This is a genomic window from Lichenicoccus roseus, assembly GCF_005844085.1.
Classification (GTDB): domain Bacteria; phylum Pseudomonadota; class Alphaproteobacteria; order Acetobacterales; family Acetobacteraceae; genus Lichenicoccus; species Lichenicoccus roseus.
In genome coordinates this window covers 35,205-60,597 of sequence record NZ_VCDI01000010.1, presented here as the reverse complement: position 1 = coordinate 60,597, position 25,393 = coordinate 35,205, and the positions used below count along the sequence as shown (strand labels likewise).

Genomic DNA, 25,393 nt, shown 5'->3' with positions numbered 1-25,393 from the left:
CTCACCGGCCGAGATAGACCTCGATCACGCTCGGGTCGCGGCTGACATCGTCGAGGCTGCCCTCGGCCAGCACGCTGCCCTCGTGCAGCACCGTCACCCCGACGCCGAGTGCCCGCACGAATTCCATGTCGTGCTCGACCACCACCACGCTGCGGGTGCGGTTGATGTCGCGCAGCAGGTCGGCGGTCTGCGCGGTCTCGGCATCGGTCATGCCGGCCACCGGCTCGTCCACCAGCAGCAGTTCCGGCTCCTGGCCGAGCAGCATGCCGATTTCCAGCCACTGCTTCTGGCCGTGGCTGAGCGCTCCGGCCAGGCGGTCGGCATGCTGCCCGAGGCGTGTGGTGCGCAGGATACCCTCGATGCGGTCGCGTTCCTCGCCGGTCTGGCGCGCGAACAGCACGCCGAACGGGCGGCGGTGGCCGGCAAGCGAGAGCAGCAGGTTGTCGCGGACGCTGAGCTGCTCGAACACCGTCGGTTTCTGGAACTTGCGGCCGATGCCGAGGCGGGCGATCGACGGCTCGTCCAGTCTGGTCAGGTCGATGGTGTTGTGGAACAGCACGTCGCCCTTGTCCGGGCGGGTCTTGCCGGTGATGACGTCCATCATGGTGGTCTTGCCGGCGCCGTTCGGGCCGATGATGGCGCGCATCTCTCCTGGCACCAGCAGCAGCGACAACTCGTTCAGGGCCCGGAAGCCGTCGAAGCTGACGGTGACGTTGTCGAGATAGAGCAGGCTCGGCGTGCTCATGAGGCGTCTTCCGGCACCGCCATCTCGGGTGTCACCGGTGCCGGCTCGCCGGCGATGGCGGCGGCCTCCGGCGCGCGCCTCAGGCCCATCAGGCCGCGCGGCAGGAACAGCGTGGTCAGGATGAACAGCGCGCCGAGGGCATACAGCCAGAGCTCGGGCAGCAGCCCGGTGAACAGCGTCTTGCCGAGATTGACCAGCACCGCGCCAAGCACCGCCCCGGACAGCGTGCCGCGACCGCCGACGGCGACCCAGATCACCGCCTCGATGGAGTTGCCGGGCGCGAACTCGCCCGGATTGATGATGCCGACCTGGATGACATAGAGCGCGCCGCCGAGCCCTGCGATCAGCGCCGACAGCACCCAGACCAGCAGCTTGGCATGTTCCGGCCGGTAGCCGAGGAACCGGGTGCGGTTCTCGGCGTCGCGCACGGCCGTAAGCAGCCGCCCGAACCGGCCCGCCAGTACCGCGCGTGTCAGCAGCAGGGCGCCGGCGACGCTGAGCGCGGTGACCAGCAGCAGCACCGCGTGGGTGAGCGGTGCGTGCAGGTCGGCGCCGAGGATGTCCTTGAAGTCGGTGAGGCCGTTATTGCCGCCGAAGCCCATGTCGTTGCGGAAGAACGCCAGCATCAGCGCGTAGGTCAGCGCCTGGGTGATGATCGAGAGATACACGCCCGATACGCGCGAGCGGAAGGTCAGCGCGCCGAACCCGGCGGCCAGCGCGCCAGGCACGAGCAGGGCCATCAGCAGCGCGAAGGGGAAGAACGAGAACCCGTACCAGTACCAGGGCAGGTGGGTCCAGGACAGGAACACCATGAAGTCCGGCAGGTCGGCATTGGCATACACGCCGCGGGTGCCGATCTCGCGCATCAGGTACATGCCCATCGCGTAGCCGCCGAGCGCGAAGAAGGCGGCGTGGCCGAGCGTCAGGATGCCGGCAAATCCCCAGACCAGATCGACCGCCAGCGCGAGCAGCGCGTAGGACAGGTATTTCGCGGTGAGCGAGACGGCGAAATCGGGCACGTGCAGCGGGAACGAGGCCGGCAGCAGGTTCAGCAGCGCCATCAGCAGCGCGCCGGCCACGACGATCGCCGCGGTGACGACGGTGCCGGGCAGGTAGGCCGGGAGCCTCAAGACTCCACCCCGCGGCCCTTGAGCGGGAACATGCCGCGCGGCCGTCGCTGGATGAACAGGATCAGCAGCACCAGCACCACGATCTTGCCGAGCACGGCGCCCGCCACCGGCTCCAGGATCTTGTTGGCGATCCCCAGGGTGGTGGCGCCCGCCAGCGTCCCCCACAGGTTGCCGACGCCGCCGAACACCACCACCATGAAGCTGTCGATGATGTAGCCCTGGCCGAGATTGGGACTGACATTGTCGATCTGGCTGATCGCAACACCGGCCAGGCCGGCAACACCCGAGCCGAGCCCGAAGGTGAGCGCATCCACGCGTGGCGTGCGTATGCCCATCAGCGCCGCCATGCGCCGGTTCTGCGTCACTGCGCGCATCTCCAGGCCCAGCGACGTGCGGCGCAGCACCAGGCTCAACGCACCCATCACCAGCACCGCGAAGATCATGATGGCGAGCCGGTTCAGCGTGATCACCAGCCCGCCCCAGTGCAGCGAGCCGGAGAGCCAGCCGGGGGTGACGACGGAGATGTTGGTCGGACCGAACAGCGAGCGGATCGCCTGCTGCAGCACCAGCGACAGGCCCCAGGTGGCGAGCAGGGTCTCCAGCGGGCGGCCGTACAGGAAGCGGATCAGGCCGCGCTCGATGGCCACCCCGATGGCGCCGCACACGAGAAAGGCGGCCGGTATGGCGAGCAGGATACTGACCGGAGCCAGCGCGGGCATGGCGGCGGCGACCGCCTGCTGCACCATCCAGGTGGTGTAGGCGCCGATCATCATGACCTCGCCATGCGCCATGTTGATGACGCCCATGACGCCGAAGGTGATGGCGAGGCCCATGGCCGCGAGCAGCAGGACCGAGCCCAGGCTGAGGCCGTAGAACAGGTCCTGCGCGACGCTCCACAGACGCAGCCGCAGGTCGATCGAGGACAGTGCCTGCGCCACCGCGGCCTGCACCGCGGCGGGCTGGTCGTGCAGGCCGGCGAGGATGGCGCGCGCCGGGAGGCCGCCACTGGCGGCAAGAATGCGGACGGCATCGATCCGCTCCTGCACCGCGCCGGCATCGCCGGGCTTGCCAGCCTGCCCCGGAGCCGACAGCAGGGCCGCCGCGCGTGCCTCGCGCAAGCGGTGGACGACGCCTGCATCCGCCTCGTGCGCCAGCGCGCGGTCGAGCACCGGCAGGGCGGCGGGATCGTGCGAATCGTAGGCGGCATCGGCGGATCGAAGACGTATCGCCGGATCGGACGAGGTCAGGCCGAACAGGGCGAGCGCCCCGGCGACGGCCTCCCGGATGCGGTTGTTGACCCGCACGGAGCGGATCGTATCCGGATCGGGCCTGGCGGGCGCGCCGCTGCGCGCATCGACGTAATCGCTGCCGTTGCGGATATACAGCGCGTCGCCGGTGCGCGCGGCGTAGAGGCGCCGTTCGCCGAGTGCGGTGATCACCGCCTGCGCACGCGGCGCACCGGAGGCGGCAAGCGTGGTGACCGAAGCCGCCACCGCATTGAAGCTGGTCTGCGACAGGCCGGCGAAGGGATCCGGAACCTGCGCCGAAGCGCTTGCTCCCAGCAGGCAGCAGGCCACTACCAGACCGGCTGCCACCCGACGCAGCCATGCCGGGATGTCAGGCATGCCGCTGGCCGACGCAGCTCTTGGTGACGGTGTTGAAGTTGCCGCACGAGATCGGCTTGCTCCAGTCGCCGATCAGGTTGCGTGTCTCGGCGACATAGGGCGACCAGGCCTGCGCGGGAATCGGCGCCGGCGAGTTCCACACCACGTTGAACTGGCCGTCGTCCTGGATCTCGCCGATGAAAACCGGCTTGGTGAGATGGTGGTTCGGGAGCAGGGTGGCGATGCTGCCGGTGAGGTTCGGCTGCCTTATCCCGATCATCGCGTCGATGATGGTGTCGTGGTCGACGGACTTCGTCTTCTCGACCGCCTGCACCCACATGTTGAAGCCGATATAGTGCGCCTCCATCGGGTCGTTGGTGGTGCGCTTCGAATTGCCGGTGAATTTGTGCCAGGATTCGATGAACGCCTTGTTCGCCGGCGTGTCGATGCTCTCGAAATAATTCCAGGCGGCGAGCTGCCCGACCAGGGGATGCGTATCCATGCCGGCAAGCTCCTCCTCGCCGACGCTGAAGGCCACCACCGGAATGTCGGTCGCCTTGATGCCCTGGTTGCCGAGCTCCTTGTAGAACGGAACGTTGGCGTCGCCGTTGATGGTGGACACCACCGCGGTCTTCTTGCCCGATGAGCCGAAGTTCTTGATGCTGGCGACGATGTTCTGCCAGTCGGACTGGCCGAACGGCGTGTAGTTCACCATGATGTCGGCGGGTGCGACGCCCTTGGTCGCGAGGTAGGCCTGCAGGATCTGGTTGGTGGTGCGCGGATACACGTAGTCGGTGCCGGCCAGCACCCAGCGCTGCACCTTCTCCTCGCTCATCAGGTAGTCGACGGCGGGAATTGCCTGCTGGTTGGGCGCGGCCCCGGTGTAGAACACGTTGCGGCTGCATTCCTGACCTTCGTACTGCACCGGATAGAACAATATCCCGTTCAGTTCCTCGAACACCGGCAGCACCGATTTCCGCGACACGCTGGTCCAGCAGCCGAACACCGCGGACACCTTGTCGACGCTGAGCAGCTGGCGCGCCTTTTCCGCGAACAACGGCCAGTTCGAGGCCGGATCGACCACCACCGGCACCAGCGGGCGTCCGAGCAGGCCACCCTTGGCGTTCTGCTCTGCGATCAGCATCAGCATGACGTCCTTCAGCGTGGTCTCGCTGATCGCCATGGTGCCCGACAGCGAGTGCAGGATGCCGACCTTGATCGGCTCGCCGGACGGAGCGGCGGCCGCGCGCCCGCCGGAAATCATCGGCGCCATCAGGGCGGTGGAGCCGGCGGCCAGCCCGAGATGGCCGAAGGCACGACGGGTCAGGCCTGAACTGTCACGGGTCATTGCTGGAGTTCCTCAATCCGGTTGATTTGAGGTATGCAATGGCCGCGCCACCGGCAGGCAAGTTCAGGGCTGGCTACCGTGGGCGGAACGCTTCCGCGAGCAGCAGCGCGAAGATCCTCGTATCGGTCAGGTAGCGGCTTCCCAGCCGCCGCGGCTCGCGTACGATACGCCAGCACCATTCCAGCCCGCCGTTCCTGATCAAGGCCGGAGCGCGGCGCTCGTGGCCGCCGATCTGGTCGATGGCGGCGCCGATGCACAACCCGATGCCGGTGGCGCGGCCGCGCTCGACGATGCGATGCGCGAGAATTTCCTGCCTGGGGGCGCCACAGGCCAGGAACACGAAGCGCGCCGGATGACGCTCGACGAACTCCGCACATTGCTCGACCAGCGCCGGGTCGCGCTCGAAGCCGAACGGGGGACAGTGATGCGCAATTCCCGAGAGGCCGTAACGCGCGCGCAGCGCGGCGACCGCCTCGGGGGTGGTGCCGACGATCGTCAGCGCGTCCGAGCCCGAGATGTGGCGCTCGAACAGGTCGAAGGTGAGGTCGCTGCCGGTAACGACCGGCGGCATCGCGAGACCCAGCAGCCGGCCCGCCATGCGCATCACGCGGCTGTCGAGCAGCAACGCGCCGGCGGCGTCGTAGAGCGTCCGCAAGGCCGGACCACCATGCTGCAGGCGCACGAAATGATCCGCGTTGGGCGTGACCACGTAGTCGAACTGTGCCCGCGGATCGCGCGCGGCGAGAGCCGCGGCGACGTTGCCGGTCTGCGCCGCGGCGAGGGCGAGGCCGAGCAACCTGACGGTGGGGTAGGCGGAGAGGAGTCCCGACATGAAAGTAATCCGTTAAACGCCTGATTCGAAGGTCAAGAAGCTTTCGGCAGCGTTCCGGACTGCTAATGAGCCGTCAAGCACGGCAAGCGTCCGGAGGCGTTCGATGACATCCCACGCAAGGATCGGCAGCCTGTTCGTCGGTGGCGGCCCGGCCGGCCTGGCGCCCCTCGTCTGGGCGGCCCGCCAGGGCCTGCTGCCGCAGCTTGCCGCGCAGGGACTGGTCGTGGTCGAGCGTGGTTCGTCCATCGGGGCCGGTGCGCTGGGCGGCTATGCGATCGGATCGGACACGCTGGCCGAGACCTTCCTGGAGTGCCTCGAGGGCAGCGCGGACCCGCGCATCGGCGCCCTGCGGGATCATCCGGCGAGCCTCGCGGTCCGGGCCTGTGCCGGTGGATCGGTGCCGCTGCGGCTGGCGGCGGCGTTCCTCGACACCCTCGGTGCGGCGATGCATGCCGCCATCCTCGCAGCGGGGGGCGAGGTCCGCACCGGGCGGGAAGCGGTATCGAGCCGCCGCCTGGCCGATCGGGGCTGGCAGACCGTCCTGCGATCCGCCGCCGGCACCGAAACCATCGTCTCGCGCGAGCTGGTGCTGGCGACCGGCGCACGGCAGGACATCCGCTCGCTGCGGAGCGTGGTCGTCGCCGGGGCGCCGCTGCTGCCGCGTCTCGAACACTCCGTCATGCTGTCCGGCGACCTGCTCGCGGCCGGCGGTCTCGAAGCGGCCTGCGGGCGTCTCGCCGGACGGGCCTCGCCGCGCATCGCCATCGTCGGCGGCTCGCACAGTGCGCTGGCCGCCGCGAACCTGCTGCTGAACTGCCCGCGGCTGGACCTCGCACCGGACGCGTTGACGGTGCTGCACCGCCGGAAGCTGCGGGTGTTCTATCCGACCGCCGCAGCGGCTCGAGAAGCCGGCTACGACGATTTCTGTGATGACGATATCTGCCCGGTCTCGCAACGGCTGTTTCGCCTCGCCGGCTTCCGCCTGGAGGCGCGCACCCTGGTCATGCGCGCACTCGGCATCGGCGGCCTCGCCCCGGAGCCACGGCTGCGACTGCACCGGCTGCAACCCGCAGCGGCGGAAGCGGGGGCACGCGACATCCTGGACCGCGCCGACCTCGTGATCGCAGCACTCGGCTACCAGCCGAACGCCCTCGCACTATTCGACCGCGAAGGCGGCCGCATCCTGCTCGGCGGCACCGGCGTCGGCGGCGAAATCGAGGCAGGGGCGGCGCCGATGGTCGATCGCGCCTGCCGCGTGCTCGACGTGGCGGGCGAGCCGGTGCCCAACGTCCATGCGATCGGGCTGGGTGCGGGCTTCGTGCCGCATGGCCCGCTCGGCGGCGAGCCCAGCTTCCGCGGCCAGACCAACGGGATCTGGCTCTGGCAGCACGGCGTCGGCGCCATGATCGTCGACGCCCTTCTCGCGGACCGGAAGGAGTCGGTGCACGATGTCGCCGCCTGAGACGCCGAAGCCTTCCGGCAAGACGGCGCTCGCCGTCGCCATCATCGTCGGCACCCGGCCCGAGGCAATCAAGCTGGCGCCGGTGGCGCTTGCCCTGCGGGCCCGTCCCGGCGTCGAGGCCTGGATCTGGTGCAGCGGGCAGCACCCCGCCTGGGCCAGCGAGATGCTGGCCTATTTCGACCTGCAGCCGGACCTGTTGCTGGACCTTCCGCCACGCTCGACCGGCCTCGCGCAACTCGCCAGCCTGATGCTGTCAGGGATGCAGGCGGCGATCGAGGATCTCCGGCCGGACGTGGTGGTGGTGCAGGGCGATACCGCCACCGCGTTCGCCGGCGCGCTGGCGGCCGCCTACGCGGGTGTTCCGGTCGTGCATGTCGAGGCCGGCCTGCGCAGCAGCGACCGCCGAATGCCGTTCCCGGAAGAGGCGCACCGGCGCGCGATCGCGCAGTTCACCGCCCTGCATTGCGCGCCCACCCTCAAGGCGGCGGACGCGTTGCTTGCGGAAGGCTTTGCTCCCGGCGAGATCCTGGAGAGCGGCAATACCGTCATCGATGCGCTGAGGCTGATCGCGCCGCTGACGCCGGCGAACGATCCGGTCTCCGAGCTCGGCTGTCCGCTGATCCTGCTCACCTGTCATCGCCGCGAAAGCTGGGGCGCGCCCTATCGCGCCGTCTGCGCGGCGGCACGGCGGCTGGCATCTCGCAACGATTGCGAGATCGTCTTCGTGGTGCACCCGAACCCGGAACTGGCGCAGGTCGCCCGCGACCTGTTGTCGGATTGCCCGCGCGTGCGGCTGGTGCCACCGCTCGGCTATCCCGACTTCATGCACATGGTCCGGCGAGCCACGCTGGTGCTCACAGATTCCGGTGGCGTGCAGGAGGAGGCGGCCGCCCTCGGTACGCCGCTGCTCATCCTGCGCGACACCACCGAGCGTCCGGAGGGAGTGGAGGCCGGCACCGCGCGGCTGATCGGCACCGACGAGGAGGTCATCGTGGCGTCCGTGCAGGCGCTGCTCGACCATCCCGCGACACTCGCCGCAATGCGTATTCCCTGCACGCAGTACGGCGACGGCTTTGCTGCGGAACGGATCGCCGCGGCGATCGCGGCGCGCTGGAAGGATGCCCGCGCCCCCGGCGGGGGACGCCAGGTGCCCGGCCGAGCCGCTCAGATGATCGAAGCGGCGGCCTTGACCGGGTCCATCGTCCCGGCCTGATCGTCACGCGCGAAGCGCAGCGCCTGCCAGCCGAACATGCTGGCCCAGGAGTTGCGATGCAGTCCGACGGCATCGAACATGATGCCGCCCTCCGGGCTGAGCCGGGCGAGCAGGTTGGCCTCCAGGGCCGGCCGCCTTTCCCGCCAGAGCGCGCGCGTGCCGGCATCGAGACCTCCTGCCGCGTCGAGCACCAGCCCGGCGCGCAGCAGCTGGCCCAGCACGTCGGCCCGCACCGTCGCGTCCGGCTGGCCCGCGATCGGCGGTACCGCTCCGGTCAGCGGATCGCACTGGCAGATTGCCATCGCGAACGAGCGCGCGGCGTTTCCGAGCGCCCGCGTGTCCTGCGCGCGTGCCCAGACCGTCAGCCAGCCCTCGATCGAGTACAGGAACGGATGCATATCCCGCATGCGCGTCTCGCCCTGTTGCGCGAGCAGCCGCTCCTCGTCGCGAAGCGTCGCCTCGACGATGTCGCCGAGCCCGCTGGGGTCGAGCGTCCGCGCCTCCAGATCGCCGAGCGCCGCCACCGCCTTGACGTGATGCACGCCCTGGGTGGTGGACCATTTCACCGGGATGGCGTGCGCGTCGGCGCCCGGACGCAGCAGGTGCGAGGCAAGGCGACCGCCGCTCGCGATGCGCGCGATCGATGCGGCGTAGCTATCCACCAGCGCGTCCGGAACCAGGCCGGGCCAGCGCCGCTGCACGCAGCGCAGACCGCGAAGGATGATGGCGAGGTCGAACGCGAACAGGCAGTCGTTGCGCCAGTCGCTGTCCGCGGGGTCGCGGAAATACAGCGTCAGCGGTTCGGCGTCGGGGCCGCCGGCGGATCCAAGCCAGGCCGCGACCTGGAGGGCCGCATTCCGGTAGCGTTGGTCGTCCGCACCCGGCGGCGCCGCATCGACCAGGAACTGCAGGTAGTAGCCGCAGATCTCCGGATAGAGGCCGTTCCATTCGCCGTCCGGCGAGAGATAGTTCACGACGCCCGAGCGCAGGACCGGGCTGGACAGCAGCCACGCGTCCAGCCGGTGCAGCGCCGCATCCAGGGTTTCGGTGGAGGTGATCGGGTTCATCAGTGCGGACACCGGCGCGACGCTGCTCAGGGGTGCAGATGCAGAGCGGAAACGACGTCGGGCGGATAGCCGAAGCCACGGGCAGAACCGCCGACCGGACGGTCGAAGCCCATCTGGTCGTCCAGCGCCCAGAGTGCCCAGGGCAATCGCAGATCGGTAGCGGCCTGATGCATGGCGCTGAAATAGGCGTCCCGCGCCGGCCGGTTGAGGATGCCCATCGCCCCGAACTCGGTCATCATGACGCTGACATCGTGCGCATGGCCCCAGTCGGTGGCGCGACGCAGCCCGGCCTCGATGCTGCCCTCGTTCTGCGGGTTGGAGCACCAGTACTGGATCACCGCGCGCGTATGATCCTGTCCGGTGGCGGCCTGCGCGGCCTTGCATGCCGACGGCGTCGTAGGGAACGGGATGTGCGCGGCGAGCGCGTTCTTGTCGATGCCCTGGTCCCAGAAGCCAAGCAGCGTCAGCAGCGTGGGCTCGTAGGTGTGGAAGCTGTAGATGACGTTGCGGTCCTGCACCGGCTGGATCTTCAGCAGCCCGTCCAGGCTGCTCCAGTCGGTGCCGGTCAGCACGATCGTGTTGTCGGGTAACGCGCCCCGGATCACGTTCAGGATGCGGCCCTGCAGGTCGGTCCAGTGCGCCGGATCCGAGGACGGCTCGTTGACGACTTCCGGAAAGGTCAACCCGACCGGCAGGCCGCGTAGAGCCGGCGCCAGGTCGTGCCAATATCCTAGCAGGATCTGCTGCGCCTCCGGGTTCTTGTCGTACTGCCAGTTCTGCGCGTTCTGCGTGTAAGGCTCGGTCATCACCGCGAGGCCAGCCTTCTGCAGGCGGCGGATCACGCGCACGATCACCGCCAGCTTGTCGGGCGCGATGTGACGACCCTGCATCACCACTTCGACGCCGACCGAGAGCCGCACGTAGGTGAAGCCGGCGCGCCTGATTGCGGCGATATCTGCGTCGCTGAGATAACCAGCGAGCGCGGTATCGTCGCTGCTGGGCGGGAAGCGCAGCCAGTGCGCCACGTTCAGGCCACGCGCGAGGGCCGCCATCCGGGGCGCCGGCGCCTCCGCACAGGCCGGCAGCAGCGTGCCGAGGACAATTGCAGTCGCCAGAAGGGCTTCCTTGAGCAGCCGGGCCAGGGGGCGGCGGGGAGGCGAGGAGAGTGACGTCACGGCAGGCCTTTCGGTCGGGTCGATCCGGCGGAACGTTACACGCCCAGGCCGGAACTTAAAGTCCGCCGTGCTGCCCTGGTCCCGGCCGCGAGAGCATTTCGTCTTTGCAACGGGAGGGTCTATCGTGCCGTCACGGACCTTGATCCATGTCGGGACGTCGATCTCGCCGTCCCGCCAGCCTCGCTGCCGAAACGACGCTGTCTGCACTATCGACGGCCCGTGCCTGCCGACAGCCCGCCCGTGCGTCGAGGGCCGTCGCGCCATGCCGGGGATGCACCGAGGGAGCCCAGCATGGACATCATCAGCCCGTCCGACACGGACGCACCGCTTACCGCCGAGCAACTCGACCTCATGCAGGGCTGGTGGCGGGCAGCCAATTATCTCGCCGTCGGCCAGATCTACCTGCTCGACAATCCGCTGCTGCGCGAACCCCTGACACGCGCGCATGTCAAGCCGCGGCTGCTCGGCCATTTCGGCACCACGCCCGGGTTGAATTTCATCTACCTGCACCTGAACCGCGTCATCAAGGCGTATGGCCTCGACATCCTGTTCATCGCCGGTCCCGGCCACGGCGCGCCCGGGGTGGTCGCCTGCACCTGGCTGGAGGGCACCTACAGCGAGCTCTACCCGGACATCTCGCGCGACGAGGAAGGCATGCGCCGGCTGTTCCGGCAGTTCTCGTTTCCGGGCGGCATTCCCAGCCACGCGGCGCCGGAAACCCCGGGCTCGATACACGAGGGTGGCGAACTCGGCTATTCGCTGTCGCACGCCTATGGCGCGGCCCTCGACAACCCGGAGCTGATCGTCGCCTGCGTGGTTGGCGACGGCGAGGCCGAGACCGGTGCGCTGGCGACTTCCTGGCACTGCAACAAGTTCCTCAACCCGGTGACCGACGGCGCGGTGCTGCCGATCCTGCACCTGAACGGCTGGAAGATCGCCAACCCGACGGTCCTTGCGCGCATCCCGCACGAGGCGCTCGACGACCTGCTGCGCGGCTACGGCTACGCGCCGATCTTCGTCGAAGGTGACGATCCGATGAAGATGCACCAGGCGATGGCAGCCGCCATGGATGCCGCCATCGCCGCCATCGAGGCAATTCGTCACGCAGCCCGCGGCGAGGGTGGCCCCACCTCCACGGCGGCGGCTTGGCCGATGATCGTGCTGCGCTCGCCGAAGGGCTGGACCTGCCCGGAATTCGTCGACGGGCTGCGCACCGAGGGCACCTGGCGGTCGCACCAGGTGCCGATCCCGGAGACCACGACACCGGCGCACGTGGCGCTGCTCGAGCAATGGATGCGCAGCTACCGGCCGGAGGAACTGTTCGACGCCGACGGCAGGCTGCGGCCACAGTTCGCCTCGCTGGCCCCGGCCGGCCGCGCCCGCATGAGCGCCAATCCGCACGCCAACGGCGGCGTGATACGCCGGCCGCTGCGCATGCCGGATTTTCGTGAGTACGCGGTCGCGGTGCCGGCCCCCGGTCAGGTCGAGGCGGAGGCGACGCGTGTGCTCGGCGGCTTCCTGCGCGATATCCTCAGGGCCAACGAGAGCACCCGCAATTTCCGCATCGTCGGCCCGGACGAGACCGCCTCGAACCGGCTGGGGGCGGTGCTGGAAGCCACCGACCGCGCCTGGGATGCGGAGACGCGCGACGGCGACGACCATCTGGCGCCGGACGGGCGGGTGATGGAGATGCTGAGCGAGCATACCTGCCAGGGCTGGCTCGAAGGCTACCTGCTTACCGGCCGGCACGGCCTGTTTTCCTGCTACGAGGCGTTCATCCACATCATCGATTCGATGTTCAACCAGCATGCGAAATGGTTGAAGACGTCGCGCGCGGTGCCGTGGCGGCAGCCGATCGCGTCGCTGAACTACCTGCTGACCTCGCATGTCTGGCGCCAGGACCATAACGGCTTCAGCCACCAGGATCCCGGTTTCATCGACCACGTCGCCAACAAGAAGGCCGACACCGTGCGGGTGTATCTGCCGCCGGACGCCAACACGCTGCTGTGGGTGGCGGATCATTGCCTGCGCAGCTGGGACCGCATCAACGTCATCGTCGCCGGCAAGCAGCCGGAGGCGCAGTGGCTCGACATGGATGCGGCGATCGCGCATTGCAGCCAGGGCGTCGGGATCTGGGGCTGGGCCAGCAACGATCGCGACGGCGAGCCGGACGTGGTGATGGCCTGCGCAGGCGACGTGCCGACACTGGAGACGCTCGCGGCGGTCGATCTGCTGCGGCGGCAGATGCCGGAACTCAAGGTGCGCGTGGTGAACGTCGTGGACCTGATGACGCTGCAACCGAAATCGGCGCATCCGCACGGGCTGAGCGACGCCGATTTCGACACCATGTTCACCACCGACAAGCCGGTGATCTTCGCCTATCACGGCTATCCGTGGCTGATCCATCGCCTGGTCTATCGCCGTGCCAACCACGACAATTTCCATGTGCGCGGCTACCAGGAGGAAGGCTCCACCACCACACCGTTCGACATGGTGGTGCGCAACCGGCTCGACCGGTTCCATCTGGTTGGCGACGTGATCAGCTTCGTGCCGGGCCTCGGCGCCCGTGCCGCGTACGCCAAGCAGGCGATACGCGACAAGCTGGTGCAGCACGAGCAGTACATCACCCGGCACGGCATCGACATGCCGGAGATCCTGGACTGGCGCTGGCCTGCGGATGAAGTTTCGGCCGGCGAGCCATCGTCATGAACGACGCCCGCGCGCCGGTCGCCGCCGGGAACGAGCTTGAGCGCTACCTGCCGCATACGCGCATCGCCTATCTCAGCATGGAGATCGCGCTCGAGCCGGACATCCCGACCTACAGCGGCGGCCTCGGCATCCTCGCCGGCGACGCCGCCCGCAGCGCCGCCGATCTCGGACTGCCGATGGTGTTCGTGACGCTGGCCAGCCGCGATGGCTACCTGCGCCAGGAACTCGACGCCCAGGGCGGCCAGCTGGACACGCCGGACCATTGGGATCCTGCCGATCATGCGACCGCCCTGCCGGCGATGGTGGCGGTCGAGATCGAGCACCGCCAGGTCTGGGTGCGGCCCTGGCTGTACATACTCAACCGTCCCGCCGGCCGCTCGGTGCCGGTGCTGCTGCTCGACACCGACTGCCGCGAGAACGATCCGGCCGACCGCGGCATCAGCGGCCGGCTCTACGGCGGCGACGTGGCGATGCGGCTGCGCCAGGAGATCGTGCTCGGCATCGGCGGCGAGATGGTGCTGTCGGCGCTGGGCTTCGAGATCGCCACCTTCCATCTCAACGAGGGCCACGCTGCCCTGCTGCCGCTCGCCTTGTTGCGGCGCCATCCGCTGCGCACCGGGCATGTCGAGGATGCGGTGCCATACGATGTCGATCGCGTGGTCGAGCGTTGCGTGTTCACCACCCACACGCCGATCGCCGCCGGCCACGACCGCTTCGGCTACGACCTCGTGGTGCGGCTGCTGGGCGACTTCTTCGATCTCTCCGCGCTGCGCCGGCTGGCGGGTGACGACGCGCTGAACATGACCAGGCTGGCGATCAGTCTGAGCGGCAGCGTCAACGGCGTTGCCAAGCGGCACCAGCAGACCGCGGCGGCGATGTTCCCCGGCCACCTTATCCGCTCCATCACCAACGGCGTGCATCCCGAGACCTGGGTGCAGCCGGCGCTCGCCCGGCTGTATGCAACGCTCGATCCGCAATGGACCACCGAGCCGGAGATCCTGGTGCGCGCCGATACGCTGCCCGCCCAGGCGGTATTGGCGGCGCATGCGGAGGCGAAAGGCGCGCTGCTGGATGCGGTGTATCGCGCCACCGGCCGGACCTTGTCGCCCGACTTGCCGACCATCGTATTCGCGCGCCGGATGACCGGCTACAAGCGCGCCGACCTGCTGCTCGCCGATCCGGAGCGCCTCGCGCGCATCGCCAGGGACGCGCCGTTCCAGGTGCTGTATGCTGGCAAGGCGCATCCGCAGGACGGCGAGGGCCGCTCACTGATCGGCCGCATCCAGGAAGCCTCGCGACGGCTGTCGCACGACCTGCCGATCGTGTTCGTGCCCGGCTACGACTTCGCGTTGGCCAAGCTGCTGGTGGCCGGCGCCGACGTCTGGCTGAACACCCCGCTGCCGCCGCTGGAAGCATCCGGCACCAGCGGCATGAAGGCGGCGCTGAACGGGGTGCCGAGCCTGAGCGTGCTCGATGGCTGGTGGCTGGAGGCCTGCATCGAGGGGGTCACCGGCTGGGCGATCGGCGATCCGGCGGCGCCCGACACCCATGCCGGCATCCTGCTCGACAAGCTGGAACACACGGTGCTGCCGTTGTTCCGCGACCGCGAGGCCTGGGCGCGCCTGATGATGGGCGCGATCTCGAAGTCCGGGGCGGTATTCACCAGCCATCGCATGATGCGTCGCTACGCCGCCGAGGCCTATCTCGGCAGCATGCTCACCGGCTGAACGATGAACGATGCCGTCCTGGCGCTGAATGCCGGATCCTCCTCGATCAAGTTCGCGCTCTACGAGATCGCGGCCGGCCACGCGGCGAAACCGCTCTTGCACGGGCAGATCGAGGGACTTGGCGGGAAGCCGCATTTCACCGCGCGCGATCCGTCCGGGGCGATGCTGTCGGAGCAGCGCTGGACGCATGGCGAGGCGCCGGACCATGAAGCGCTGCTCGGCACCCTGCTCGACTGGGTCGACCACCATCTCGGGTCCGACCGGCTGGTCGGCGTCGGCCATCGCGTCGTGCATGGCGGCGCCGCGCACGGGGCGCCGGAGCGGGTCACGGACGCGCTGCTGGACGATCTCGACCGTCTCACTCCGCTGGCGCCGCTGCACCAGCCGCATAGCCTGTCGCCGATCCGCGCCATCGCCCGGGCGCGGCCGGACCTGGCGCAGGTGGCCTGCTTCGACACCGCCTTCCACCGCACCATGCCCGCCGTCGCCACCCGCCTGGCGCTGCCGCGCCGCTACGAGAGCGACGGCGTGCGCCGCTACGGCTTCCACGGCCTGAGCTACGAATATATCGCCGGGCGGCTGGCGACGGTGGCACCGGCGCTGGCGGAGGGCCGCGTCATCGTGGCGCATCTCGGCAACGGCGCCAGCCTGTGCGCCATGCACGGCGGCGCCAGCCAGGACACCACCATGGGCTTCACCGCGCTGGACGGGCTGGTGATGGGCACACGCTGCGGCAGCATCGATCCCGGTGCGTTGCTCTACCTGCAGCAATCTGGCGGCCTGTCGGCAAGCCAGCTCGAGGACCTGCTCTACCGGCGGTCCGGCCTGCTCGGCGTGTCGGGCCTCGACAGCGATATGCGCGCCCTGCTGGAGAGCTCCGAGCCGGCCGCCGCCGAGGCGGTGGCGCTGTTCATCTATCGCTTCGTGCAGCTCGCGGGTGGCCTGGTCGCAACGCTCGGCGGCCTGGACGGGCTGGTGTTCACCGCCGGCATCGGCGAGCACGCGCCGGCGATCCGCGCGGCGGCCTGTGCGAAGCTCGACTGGCTTGGCATCGCTCTCGACCAGCGCCTGAACCACGCAGGCAACGGGCGGATCAGCGCCGCCGGGAGCCGGGTTGCGGTCTGGGTGATCCCGACCGACGAGGAGGCGATGATCGCGCAGCACACCATCGCCATGCTGCAGTCCAGGCACTGATCGCCTGGTGGGCGACGGACACATTCCCGGGATGCGCGCAAACGCAGCCGGACCTTGTCGTTCACGATCGTTGGTTTCCGGAGATCCAGCATGACCGAGAGCAACCTGTTCAGCCTTGCCGACAAGATCGCCGTCGTCACCGGCGCCGCGCGCGGGATCGGCCGGGCCGCCGCGGTGGCGATGGCGCGCGCCGGCGCCGACGTGGTGGGGATCGACATCGCCGGGTCCGCCAGCGTGCATGTCGACTTTGCCTCCGCCAGCGTCGAGGATCTCGCAGAAACCGGTCGTCAGGTTGAGGCAGCAGGTCGGCGCTGGAAGGCGATCACCCTGGACCAGCGCGATCGCCCGGCGTTGCGTGCCGCCGCCGCGGCGGTCAAGGCGGAGCTGGGTGGGGTCGATATCCTGTTTGCCAACGGCGGCATCCAGGCTTTCAAGCCGATCCTGGAGATGGAGGATCCGGACTGGGACGACCAGATCGACATCAACCTGACCGGCACCATGAATGCGGTGCGCGCCTTTGCGCCGCTGCTGGTCGAGCGTGGCGGTGGGCGGATCATCGTCACTTCCTCCACCCAGGGGCAGCACGGCACCAAGAACGGCTCTGCCTACTCGGCGTCCAAATGGGGGATCATCGGCTTGATGAAGTCCGCCGCTATGGAACTCGGCGAACATGGGATCACCGTCAACGCCCTGATCCCCGGGTTGATCGATACCGTGCTGACGCGCCACGAGGATCGGTATGCGCAGGCGCTGCAGACCGCCGGCAAGCAGCCCAGCGGCGATGTGGCGAAGGACGAGGCGGCGGCCCGCGAGGCGCTCACGGCTAAGTCGCCGCTCGGCGTGCCTTGGATCTCGGCCGAGGATGTGGCGCCGATGGTGGTGTTCCTCGCATCCGACGCGGCACGGATGGCGAGCGGCGCGACCTATTCGGTCACGGCAGGGGACAGCGCCAACGGGAGCGCCTGAGCGGCGCCCCCAGAGCCCCGGCTAAAGCTTCGCGGCGTCGGCCCAGGCGGTGATGGCCTGGTTGGCTGCGGCGGGCTGTTCGAAGATGCTGACATGGCCGGCGTCCGGGATCAGCGACAGCGTGGCGCCCGGGATGGCGGCCTGGATCGACTGTGCGATGGGAAATGCATAGACACCGTCATCCACGCCCTCCAGCACCAGGGTGGGCACGCTGATCGTCGGCAGCACCGGGCGGTAGTCCGGACGCAGGGCCAGGGTCTCCGCGCCGGTCTGCATGCCGGAGACCGAGGCCTCGTCGATGATGTTTTCGATCGCCGTGCCGACCGCCGGGATGTTGAGCAGCGTGTTGCCGGTGAGCAGCATCGGCACCAGGTTGGGGAGCACGGACGGCACGCCCTGGCGGGTCGCCTGGACCCCGAAGCCCGCCCATTCGGACTGCTCGATGATCGAGGCCGGCTGCGAGATGGTGTCGATCAGGATCATGCCGGCAAAGCGGTTGGAGGCCTCCCGATAGACTTCCTGCGTGATGATGCCCCCCATCGAGTGGCCGCCGATGACGGCCTTCTGGATGCCGAGATGGTCGAGCAGGGCGATCACGTATCGGGCATAGATCGCGGTCGAGCCGACACCGCCGACAATCGGCGACGACTTGCCGAAGCCCGGCAAATCGAGGGTGATCACCTGGAACCGCGAGGCCAGTCCGGCCTGCTGGTAGGCGAACAACCCGCCGTTCAGCGGATAGCCATGGATCAGCACCAGCGGCGTGCCGCTCCCGCTGACCTGATAGAAGATCTGCGACCCGTAGGCGTTGAACGTACCACCCTGGCGGGTGTCCGCGGCCTGGGCCTGCTGCTGGGTCGGCGGTGCTGCGGATTGCGCGAGTGCCGTTGCGAACGGCGCGACGCCCAGCAGCGATGACAGGGCAAAAGCAAGGCGCTTCATGGTCGGTCTCCCGGTTGGGCGACGATCGTCGGGCGCCCGCAGCCGACGCAACAGATGAAGCGGGTTTCAGATTTGATCAGAAAATTCGCGACAACCGATCGTGAAGCGTAAGCAAGCTCCCCGGATCTTGAAGACCCGCGCAGGCCATGTCCGCATCCGGAACGAGTTTCACGACCGCCCAGCCTTGGCCAGGTCGCGCATTGCCACCACCAGCTTCACATGCGGCGCCAGCACCCGCTGCGGCAACGATGGCAGATGGATGCGGATGACCTCGAGCTTCTTCTGATCGGGAAGCTCGGCGAATTTCGGTCGCGAGCCGGCGGTCTCCGGATCGGACTCGTAGCTTTTCGCGATGGCTGCAACCAGCTCGGCCGGAACGGAGGCCAGCAGCGTTTTCTGCGCCGGGCTCAGGGTCCGGTCCCGCAGCGGGCCGGACAGGGTGCGGTGCTCCGTTGCCTTGGGCGCTTCGTAGGGTTTCAGGCGGTCAAGTGGAAATTCCAGCTCGACGCCATTCTCCTGCATGACGTAGCCGGTCGTGCCGTCGATATCGACGAGCTTCCCGGCATGCGAGCCGGCAAGGTCGGAGACACGGTCACCGATCGAAATCCGGGTCATGGTGAAATCCTCTCAGGCAGAAGGGACGCCCGTGCGCCTGACTTAGCACAGGCCGGCCGTGGTTCCGTACTGCACCGAACAAAGCCGGGCTTGCGACGTTCCAGCCGGTCAGGTGCCGCATAAGGCACGCGTCGGAGAGGAACGGCCCATGGCGTCAATGCCAACGCAGCGCATCGAGACCGATATTCCGGCCAGGCTCGACCGGCTGCCCTGGAGCCGCTTCCACCTGATGGTGATCATCGCGCTTGGCGTGACATGGATCCTGGACGGGCTCGAGGTCACCATCGTCGGCTCGATCGGGCCGGCTCTGCAGGGACATGGCGCCCTCAACCTGAGCTCGGGCGAAGTCGGTGGCGCGGCTTCCGCCTACATCGCGGGAGCGGTCGGCGGCGCCCTGCTGTTCGGCTGGCTGACCGACCGGGTCGGGCGACGGTCGGTCTTCGCCGTCACCCTTGGCGTCTATGTGCTGGGCGTGCTTGGCTCGGCCTGCTCGTTCGACGTGATCAGCTTCGACCTGTCGCGCATGTTGACCGGGATCGGCATCGGTGGCGAATACGCCGCGATCAACTCCGCCGTGGACGAAATGACCCCGGCCCACATGCGCGGCCGCGTCAACCTTGCGGTCAATGCCAGCTACTGGGCCGGGGCGGCACTCGGCGCGGTAGCCTCTTTGCTGGTCACCAACCATGACTTCATTCCGCCCAATCTCGGCTGGCGGCTGGGCTTTGCGGTCGGCGGCATCCTCGGCCTGCCGGTGATCTGGCTGCGCCGGTTCGTGCCGGAGAGCCCGCGCTGGCTGGTCACGCATGGTTATCTGCCGGAGGCCGAGGTTGCGACGGCGAGGATCGAGCACGCGGTGCGCAGTCTCGGCCACACGCTGCCACCACCGCGCGGCACGCTGTCGATCCGACCGCGCCGGAGCTTCGGCCTCGGCGTCGTGCTGCATGCGATGCTGGTCACCCACCGCAAGCGCAGCTTCCTGGTGATGGTGCTGATGCTGTCGCAGGCCTTCCTGTTCAATGCGATCTTCTTCACCTACGGGCTGGTGCTGACCAAATTCTATGCCGTGCCGGTGGACCGGATCGGCCTGCATATCCTGCCGCTGGCGGCGGGCAACCTGTTCGGTCCGTTCATCCTCGGGCCGCTGTTCGACAGCGTCGGCCGCCGGCGGATGATCGGTGGCACGTTTGCCGCCTCTTCCGTCCTGCTGGTGGTGACGGCGGTGCTGTTCGGCCTCGGGATGCTGGACGCCCTGACCCAGACCTTGCTCTGGATGGCGATCTTCTTCGTCTCGTCGTCGGCAGCCTGTGGCGCCTATCTCACCGCGAGCGAGATATTTCCCCTGGAGACCAGGGCGATGGCGATCGCAGTATTCTATGCGATCGGCACGGGGATGGGCGGTCTTGGTGCGCCCTACGTGCTGGGCCGACTGATCGGAACCGGCGAAGCCTGGTCGGTCAGCATAGGCTACCTGATCGCGGCCTTCCTGATGGGCTGCGGCGCGCTGGCTGAGTTTACCCTCGGAATCGATGCGGAAGGCAAGTCGCTGGAAGAGGTCGCCGAGGTGCTGTCAGCCTAGACGAAGTCCGGGCCGGCTCTCCCCGGGGATGCTGCGCTGTCAGGCGGCCACGAGGCGGGTGGCACGCCTCGCGGCACGAACCGCGATCAGCCGCTCATGGACCATCAGCATGCGCTCGGCATCGACGCCGTAGCGGAACGGGCCAGAAACGATCCGGAAGCCGACCCGGATCGTCCAGGCCATGCCGTCGAAGTGCAGACGGGGGCATCGAAAGAATTTCAGCAGCATGGGTTCTTGCCGAGGTCGGAGGGTTCGCAGACCCGTCAATGACCTTCTCCGGGATGCGGTTCAACTGCTCAATCCCGTCTCACGACCTATTAACTCGCAAGTTCTCAACTATGTTCATAATAATATCATAGTCGTGAAAGCTGGAATACTGACTTTCTTTTGAATGCTCGTGGTCGCGACCTTCTGCAGCGCTTGCGGCCAGCCCGCACCCTGTTGATCGCGGCGCGTCGTCTGGTCAGCCTGAGCGCGCGATCCACTCGGCTGTCGAGGCAAGTCCGGCTTCCCAGGATGTCCTCGGCGCCCATTGCGCCTCGCGCATCAGGCGAGAGCTGTCGAGGATGTTGACCGGCACGTCGGCGCCGCGGGGTTCGCGCCGGATCAGGCGGGGGCTACGTCCGGTGACGCGGGCGGCATCGGCGATCACCTCGGCGACGCTGCGTCCTGTGCCGCTGCCGACATTGAACACCCTGCCGGGCCCCTCATGCACGAGGCAGGCGAGCATGGCGTCCACCACGTCGTCTATGTGGATGTAGTCGCGGACGATCCGGCCGTCGCCCCAGATCTCGACCGGCTGGTCGGCCAGCAGGCGACGCAGCAGCGCCGCCACCAGTCCCTGCCCGTTACGCGATTCCTGGAACGGCCCGTATGCATTGGCGATCCGCAGGGTGCGGGATTCCAGGCCATACAGGTGCCGGTACAGCGAGAGATACTTCTCCACCACCAGCTTGCCGATGCCATAGGCGGAGATCGGCTCGGTGGGGGTGTCCTCGGCCACCGGCTGCGTGCCGGTGACGCCGTAGACGGTTCCGCCGGAAGAGGCGAAGAGGTAGCGACGGACGCCGGCGACGCGGCACGCTTCCAGCAGCCTCACCTTCGCGGGCACCGCATCGGCGACGATCTGCGCCGGGTTGTCGTTCGAGCTGTTCGGCAGCCCGGCGCCGATCAGGTCGAAGACATGGGCATGGCCACCGACCAGCCGCTCGAGCCGCCGGTCCCAGGGCGTCGCATCGAGCGAGCCACGAACCCAGTCGATATCATCGAGCACGGCTGGCCTGGCGCTGCGTCCAAAGCCGGTCACCGGCACGCCACGCGCCCGCAGGGCGAGGCAGAGGTTGGTGCCGATGAAGCCGCCGGCACCCAGGACGAGGCAGCGATCCGACGTCGGGAAGTCGGCGTAGGCGCTCAAGTGACCCGCTGGCGCGCCGTGCGGGTACGTAGCCGCAACCAGGAATGCCGCTCCTCGACGAACGCCACCATCTCCTGCTTGTTGGCCGCCTGCTCGGTGATCGCGTTGACCATCGAGCTCGCATGCACCCGGTATTCGGCGAGTACCTCCGGGACCGCGACGCCGAATTGCCCGAGTTCGACCAGGTTGAGCCAGAGATCGAAATCCTCCCAGCCCATGGCGTTGCGCCGGACATAGTAGCCGCCCGCCGCCGCCCATGCCCATTTCGCGATCATCGCCATGGCGTCGATGTAGTTGCCGACCTGCAGCCGCCATGGCTCGAACGGGTGTTCCCCCATGATGGCGTCGCTGTCGCCGAACTGGCGCAGGCGCGGGTATGCGAAGGCGGCACGCGGCTGCTCCCGCACCGCCCGCAGCAACGTCTCGCAGGCCTCCGGCAGCAGCCGGTTGTCGGAATCGAGCGCCATCAGCCACTGAGTTTCCGCGGCATCGAACACCACGTTGCGAGCGCCGCCGAGCCCGGCATTGCCGAGCGTGCGCAGGATACGGATGCGGTTGAACCGGTTGCGATGCAGCTTCGCCCACTCCAGCACCAGCGGCACGGATTCGTCGGACGATCCGTCGTCGACGATGGCCAGGTCGATCGTCTCGAGGGTCTGCGCGCGCACGGAATCCAGCGCCTCCAGGATGTGCGCCGCATAGTTGTACGAGGTCATCACCACCGTGACGTCCGCCTCGCCCAGCGCGTCATGCGAGAACAGGAGCTCGCTGGGCGGAATTTCCGGAACGCCACGGGCCAGATAGTCGCCGCGGCGCAAACCGAGCTCGATGCAGCGGGCAACCTGGGCATCGCCCGCCCGCGATGGCGCGAGGCCACCGACCAGGATTGCTGCCAGTTCCGCCTGCCGCCACGGGCCGAAACGCCACAACACGTCGTGGTAGGCACTGGTGGCGATCGTGCGCCGCAGTCCAGGTTCGTCGATCAGGCGCAGCAGCGCCGCCTCCCACGTCGCGTCGTCGGCGGCGAGGAAGCCGGTGATGCCGTCGCGGATGGCGCGGCGATACGACCCGGTCGGGCTGGCCACCGTGCAGACGCCCGCCAGCGCTGCCTCGAAATACTTCAGCTCGCTTTTCGCCTCGCAGAATACGTTGCCGACCTCGAGCGGGCAGAGCGAGATATCAAAGCGCGCCAGCTCCTCCGGAAGCGTGTCGAGCGGCACCATGTCGCGCCACTCGATCCGCTCCTCCAGGCCCTCGAACTCGAGAAACTCGTCCATCTGCAGCAGGCCGTTCTTGTTGCCGGCCTCCCGGAACAGCACCAGCATGGCCTGCGGGCGAGAGCGCAACACGCGCGCCAGCGCCGGAGCCGCAGCCGCGAAGTCGCGCTGGTGGGTGCGCGTGCCGCCGGCATAGCCGAGCCGCAGCACGCCATCGTCGCCTGTCTCCTGACGGCGGCGCAACGCGTAGCGCGCGCGACGCAGCGTCTCCTCCTCGAACACGTTCGGCAACACGTGCGCGACGTCGCATTGCAGGCGCAGCTCGGTGGCGAGCTCTGCCGTCGTGGTGACGCAGAAATCCGCCCCGTGCAGGGTGCGCAGCATGCCCTCGAAATAGCCGCGGGTGGCACTCTCGGTGGTGCCGATGGTGCGTATCCCGTCGATGATCTCGATGCGCGCCAGATCCGGACGCGTCATCAGGTCGTCGATATCGAAGGCGATCCGCGTGCCGGCCTCGCGTGCCAGCCGGAACATTGTCTCGATGTGCGGGCTCATGGCCGCGCGCCACACCACCAGCAGGTCGGCGCGGGCGAGGTTCTCCGGATTGACGTCGTACAGATCGACCGTCTCGGTGGTGTAGCCAGCCGCGCGGCATGCGGCGGCGTTGCGCCGGCAGCGATAGGTGGCGCCCGGCGTGCCGGGTTCACCGATGACGAACAGGATGTGCGCGATGGCCCGGCGTGGCCGCACGACGACCGACGCATCCGGCGTTTCGCCACACTCCGCTTCCACCAGTTCGGGTTCGCCGGGCACGGTCTCGTCTGAACGGGGCTCCGTCGAAGGCGGCTCCGCGAATGCCGCTTCCGCCGGCATCGCCCCGACCTCCTCCAGGGGCCCGGCGTCGGCTTGTTCCCACGCCGCGCCGGCATCCGCGTCGTGCGCCATGGCCGGCGCGACCGGGGAGATCGCCAGCGGTGCCGGGCGCGGCCGCAGCGTGTCGACGATCCGCCGCAGCGGGCCGGTCAATCTCCAGGAGAGCGAGCTGCGGATGATCCCGGCCTCCAGGCGATGCTGCTCGACGGCGGCCAGCGCCCTATTGTAACTGGCGCGCGCCGCCGCAAGATCGGCCTGCGCCCGCAGCCGGCCAGCCTCCACGAGTTCGTGCACGTCGTGCAGCGCGTCGCGCAGCGCATCGCGTTCCGCCTCCGCCAGGCGGGCCTGCTCCTGCGCATCGTTGCACTGCGTCGTCAGCGACTGGCGCACCGCTTCGATCTGCTTCGCCGCCGTCTCGAGCTGCCGGTCCCGGTCCAGCTCCGCCTGGTGCCGGGCAACCTTCTCGTTGGCCAGCGCGCTCCGCAGCAACCCGAACTCGATCGCCTGATACCTGATGTACTGGTCGGCCTGCTGCACTTGCTCGCCGAGAGCGATTACCTTTGCATGCTGTTGGCCTGATGACAGGGCGGCGTCGACCTCCCAGCGCTCGCCGAGCAGCGCGAAGCGCTCTCGCAACAGCGCCGCGTCCCGGCTGCCTGAAGTGGCGCAGAGCTGCAGGACCGACGCCGGCGCCTGCGGTCCCACCGCCAGTACGCCCAGGCCATGCGCATGCAGGAACTCGAAGGACGGATAGCTGCGGCGCTGCTGTTCCCAGAAGCGCCAGACGCCGAAATCGCCTTCCCGGACATTGGTGTCGTGCAGCAGCACGATCGCGCGCTCCGACAGCTTCGGCAGCCAGTGCGTGAAGTCGTGGCCGACATCCTCCAGCCGGTGCCGGCCGTCGATATGCAGCAGATCGATGCTGCCGTCCGGGAAATCGTCGCGCGCCTCGTCGAACCGGCAACGCAGCAGGCGCGAGAAGCCTCCGTAATGCCGGGCGTGGTAGCGGGCGAGGTCGGCATAGATGTCCTCGCCGTAGAAGCCGGCATGCTCGTCGCCGGTCCAGCTGTCGATGGCGAAGCAGCGCGTCGGCAGGCCCTCCGCAAGCACCGCATCGCAGAAACCCGCATAGGAGACGCCGGCGTGGGTGCCGAGTTCGACCAGCAGCCCCGGCTGCGCTGCCCGCACGATCCACTGGGCGAACGGCAGATGACCATACCATGCACTGTCGACCCCGAGCCGGCTCGGCCGCCGGAACCAGGGCTCCAGACCGGGAGAGAGAAGGTCCGGCAGCCGGCCGGGATCAGGCGACGTCATGCAGGCTCCCCGTCGCGGGCGCCAGGATCGCCGCCGGGACGGTGGATAAGTAAGCAGCCTTGAATTCGATATATCCGAGCGATCATCGCCTTAACTTCCGTCGTGCTTTACGTCCGTATATATATAAACCAATAATAGTCTCAGCATATGCAACCATTGTAAGGGGATGGTTTTTCATTGCTTGACGAGAAGGGTCCCTGATAGTTGTCGTTCTGGCTCCGGTCTGATCGGAGTTCGGTAGTAGTCTTCCGCATGACTATTGCC

The 25,393-nt window shown here is 68.4% G+C and carries 19 protein-coding genes; 7 read left to right on the top strand and 12 right to left on the bottom strand.

The window, feature by feature from the left end:
* Nucleotide 1 precedes the first annotated feature (1 nt).
* The 5 genes from urtD to FE263_RS19805 all read right to left on the bottom strand — a co-directional run bounded on the left by urtD (nt 2) and on the right by FE263_RS19805 (nt 5,659).
* On the bottom strand, nt 2-745 hold the full coding sequence (gene urtD, locus FE263_RS19825) for an urea ABC transporter ATP-binding protein UrtD (RefSeq protein ID WP_138327778.1): 744 nt from the start codon (nt 743-745) through the stop codon (nt 2-4).
* Nucleotides 742-1,806, bottom strand: a complete 1,065-nt coding sequence (gene urtC, locus FE263_RS22675) for an urea ABC transporter permease subunit UrtC (protein ID WP_138327840.1) — start codon at nt 1,804-1,806, stop codon at nt 742-744. Before urtC ends, urtD begins: the two co-directional genes overlap by 4 nt.
* 65 nt (nt 1,807-1,871) lie before the next feature.
* Entirely contained in the window at nt 1,872-3,500 is a 1,629-nt protein-coding gene (gene urtB, locus FE263_RS22670; protein WP_138327777.1) for an urea ABC transporter permease subunit UrtB, read from the bottom strand.
* Nucleotides 3,493-4,827 carry an urea ABC transporter substrate-binding protein gene (gene urtA, locus FE263_RS19810; RefSeq protein ID WP_138327776.1) on the bottom strand — a complete coding sequence of 445 codons (1,335 nt, stop codon included), beginning with the start codon at nt 4,825-4,827 and terminating at the stop codon, nt 3,493-3,495. Before urtA ends, urtB begins: the two co-directional genes overlap by 8 nt.
* A 73-nt stretch (nt 4,828-4,900) precedes the next feature.
* Entirely contained in the window at nt 4,901-5,659 is a 759-nt protein-coding gene (locus FE263_RS19805; RefSeq protein WP_138327775.1) for a WecB/TagA/CpsF family glycosyltransferase, read from the bottom strand.
* Between the two features lie 103 nt (nt 5,660-5,762).
* Here FE263_RS19805 and FE263_RS19800 point away from each other — a divergent pair, with 103 nt between their 5' ends.
* Both FE263_RS19800 and wecB read left to right on the top strand, forming a co-directional pair.
* Entirely contained in the window at nt 5,763-7,121 is a 1,359-nt protein-coding gene (locus FE263_RS19800; RefSeq protein ID WP_138327774.1) for a hypothetical protein, read from the top strand.
* Complete coding sequence (gene wecB / locus FE263_RS19795) at nt 7,108-8,334, top strand: non-hydrolyzing UDP-N-acetylglucosamine 2-epimerase (protein ID WP_138327773.1); 1,227 nt, start codon at nt 7,108-7,110, stop codon at nt 8,332-8,334. Before FE263_RS19800 ends, wecB begins: the two co-directional genes overlap by 14 nt.
* On the opposite strand, the gene FE263_RS19790 is transcribed toward wecB, so the two are convergent.
* Nucleotides 8,286-9,413, bottom strand: a complete 1,128-nt coding sequence (locus FE263_RS19790) for a hypothetical protein (RefSeq protein WP_138327772.1) — start codon at nt 9,411-9,413, stop codon at nt 8,286-8,288. The genes wecB and FE263_RS19790 overlap by 49 nt on opposite strands.
* A gap of 14 nt (nt 9,414-9,427) precedes the next feature.
* Nucleotides 9,428-10,576, bottom strand: a complete 1,149-nt coding sequence (locus FE263_RS19785) for a glycoside hydrolase family 5 protein (RefSeq protein WP_171034236.1) — start codon at nt 10,574-10,576, stop codon at nt 9,428-9,430.
* 291 nt (nt 10,577-10,867) lie between these two features.
* Here FE263_RS19785 and FE263_RS19780 point away from each other — a divergent pair, with 291 nt between their 5' ends.
* The 4 genes from FE263_RS19780 to FE263_RS19765 all read left to right on the top strand — a co-directional run bounded on the left by FE263_RS19780 (nt 10,868) and on the right by FE263_RS19765 (nt 17,172).
* Nucleotides 10,868-13,285 (top strand): phosphoketolase family protein, encoded by a 2,418-nt coding sequence (locus FE263_RS19780; protein WP_138327770.1) that lies wholly within the window; start codon nt 10,868-10,870, stop codon nt 13,283-13,285.
* Nucleotides 13,282-15,012: an alpha-glucan family phosphorylase gene (gene glgP, locus FE263_RS19775; RefSeq protein ID WP_138327769.1), complete on the top strand. Its 1,731-nt coding sequence runs from the start codon at nt 13,282-13,284 to the stop codon at nt 15,010-15,012. Before FE263_RS19780 ends, glgP begins: the two co-directional genes overlap by 4 nt.
* A gap of 3 nt (nt 15,013-15,015) precedes the next feature.
* Nucleotides 15,016-16,206 (top strand): acetate/propionate family kinase, encoded by a 1,191-nt coding sequence (locus tag FE263_RS19770; protein ID WP_138327768.1) that lies wholly within the window; start codon nt 15,016-15,018, stop codon nt 16,204-16,206.
* 90 nt (nt 16,207-16,296) lie between these two features.
* Complete coding sequence (locus FE263_RS19765; RefSeq protein ID WP_138327767.1) at nt 16,297-17,172, top strand: SDR family NAD(P)-dependent oxidoreductase; 876 nt, start codon at nt 16,297-16,299, stop codon at nt 17,170-17,172.
* Nucleotides 17,173-17,193: 21 nt separating this feature from the next.
* On the opposite strand, the gene FE263_RS19760 is transcribed toward FE263_RS19765, so the two are convergent.
* Together FE263_RS19760 and FE263_RS19755 are read right to left on the bottom strand one after the other, a co-directional pair.
* Entirely contained in the window at nt 17,194-18,114 is a 921-nt protein-coding gene (locus FE263_RS19760) for an alpha/beta fold hydrolase (protein WP_138327766.1), read from the bottom strand.
* Between the two features lie 168 nt (nt 18,115-18,282).
* The gene (locus tag FE263_RS19755; protein WP_138327765.1) at nt 18,283-18,729 is read right to left on the bottom strand and encodes a hypothetical protein; all 447 of its coding nucleotides are present in this window, start codon (nt 18,727-18,729) and stop codon (nt 18,283-18,285) included.
* Between the two features lie 148 nt (nt 18,730-18,877).
* Here FE263_RS19755 and FE263_RS19750 point away from each other — a divergent pair, with 148 nt between their 5' ends.
* A complete protein-coding gene (locus FE263_RS19750) occupies nt 18,878-20,308 on the top strand; it encodes an MFS transporter (protein ID WP_138327764.1) in 1,431 nt (476 codons plus the stop codon).
* A 39-nt stretch (nt 20,309-20,347) separates the two neighbouring features.
* On the opposite strand, the gene FE263_RS22270 is transcribed toward FE263_RS19750, so the two are convergent.
* The 3 genes from FE263_RS22270 to FE263_RS19740 all read right to left on the bottom strand — a co-directional run bounded on the left by FE263_RS22270 (nt 20,348) and on the right by FE263_RS19740 (nt 25,129).
* The gene (locus FE263_RS22270) at nt 20,348-20,491 is read right to left on the bottom strand and encodes a hypothetical protein (RefSeq protein WP_171034235.1); all 144 of its coding nucleotides are present in this window, start codon (nt 20,489-20,491) and stop codon (nt 20,348-20,350) included.
* A 280-nt stretch (nt 20,492-20,771) separates the two neighbouring features.
* The gene (locus FE263_RS19745) at nt 20,772-21,722 is read right to left on the bottom strand and encodes an NAD-dependent epimerase/dehydratase family protein (protein ID WP_171034234.1); all 951 of its coding nucleotides are present in this window, start codon (nt 21,720-21,722) and stop codon (nt 20,772-20,774) included.
* Nucleotides 21,719-25,129: a glycosyltransferase gene (locus tag FE263_RS19740; protein ID WP_138327762.1), complete on the bottom strand. Its 3,411-nt coding sequence runs from the start codon at nt 25,127-25,129 to the stop codon at nt 21,719-21,721. Before FE263_RS19740 ends, FE263_RS19745 begins: the two co-directional genes overlap by 4 nt.
* Nucleotides 25,130-25,393: the final 264 nt, after the last annotated feature.

What these genes read in the sequence shown, in the direction of transcription:
- FE263_RS19755 (WP_138327765.1), bottom strand. Translation starts at nt 18,729, where the DNA reads ATGACCCGGATTTCGATCGGTGACCGTGTCTCCGACCTTGCCGGCTCG.
- FE263_RS19740 (WP_138327762.1), bottom strand. Translation starts at nt 25,129, where the DNA reads ATGACGTCGCCTGATCCCGGCCGGCTGCCGGACCTTCTCTCTCCCGGT.
- FE263_RS19780 (WP_138327770.1), top strand. Translation starts at nt 10,868, where the DNA reads ATGGACATCATCAGCCCGTCCGACACGGACGCACCGCTTACCGCCGAG.
- urtB (WP_138327777.1), bottom strand. Translation starts at nt 3,500, where the DNA reads ATGCCTGACATCCCGGCATGGCTGCGTCGGGTGGCAGCCGGTCTGGTA.
- FE263_RS19760 (WP_138327766.1), bottom strand. Translation starts at nt 18,114, where the DNA reads ATGAAGCGCCTTGCTTTTGCCCTGTCATCGCTGCTGGGCGTCGCGCCG.
- urtA (WP_138327776.1), bottom strand. Translation starts at nt 4,827, where the DNA reads ATGACCCGTGACAGTTCAGGCCTGACCCGTCGTGCCTTCGGCCATCTC.
- FE263_RS19770 (WP_138327768.1), top strand. Translation starts at nt 15,016, where the DNA reads ATGAACGATGCCGTCCTGGCGCTGAATGCCGGATCCTCCTCGATCAAG.
- FE263_RS19750 (WP_138327764.1), top strand. Translation starts at nt 18,878, where the DNA reads ATGGCGTCAATGCCAACGCAGCGCATCGAGACCGATATTCCGGCCAGG.
- FE263_RS22270 (WP_171034235.1), bottom strand. Translation starts at nt 20,491, where the DNA reads ATGGCCTGGACGATCCGGGTCGGCTTCCGGATCGTTTCTGGCCCGTTC.
- glgP (WP_138327769.1), top strand. Translation starts at nt 13,282, where the DNA reads ATGAACGACGCCCGCGCGCCGGTCGCCGCCGGGAACGAGCTTGAGCGC.
- urtD (WP_138327778.1), bottom strand. Translation starts at nt 745, where the DNA reads ATGAGCACGCCGAGCCTGCTCTATCTCGACAACGTCACCGTCAGCTTC.
- FE263_RS19765 (WP_138327767.1), top strand. Translation starts at nt 16,297, where the DNA reads ATGACCGAGAGCAACCTGTTCAGCCTTGCCGACAAGATCGCCGTCGTC.
- urtC (WP_138327840.1), bottom strand. Translation starts at nt 1,806, where the DNA reads ATGGCGCTGCTGAACCTGCTGCCGGCCTCGTTCCCGCTGCACGTGCCC.
- wecB (WP_138327773.1), top strand. Translation starts at nt 7,108, where the DNA reads ATGTCGCCGCCTGAGACGCCGAAGCCTTCCGGCAAGACGGCGCTCGCC.
- FE263_RS19805 (WP_138327775.1), bottom strand. Translation starts at nt 5,659, where the DNA reads ATGTCGGGACTCCTCTCCGCCTACCCCACCGTCAGGTTGCTCGGCCTC.
- FE263_RS19800 (WP_138327774.1), top strand. Translation starts at nt 5,763, where the DNA reads ATGACATCCCACGCAAGGATCGGCAGCCTGTTCGTCGGTGGCGGCCCG.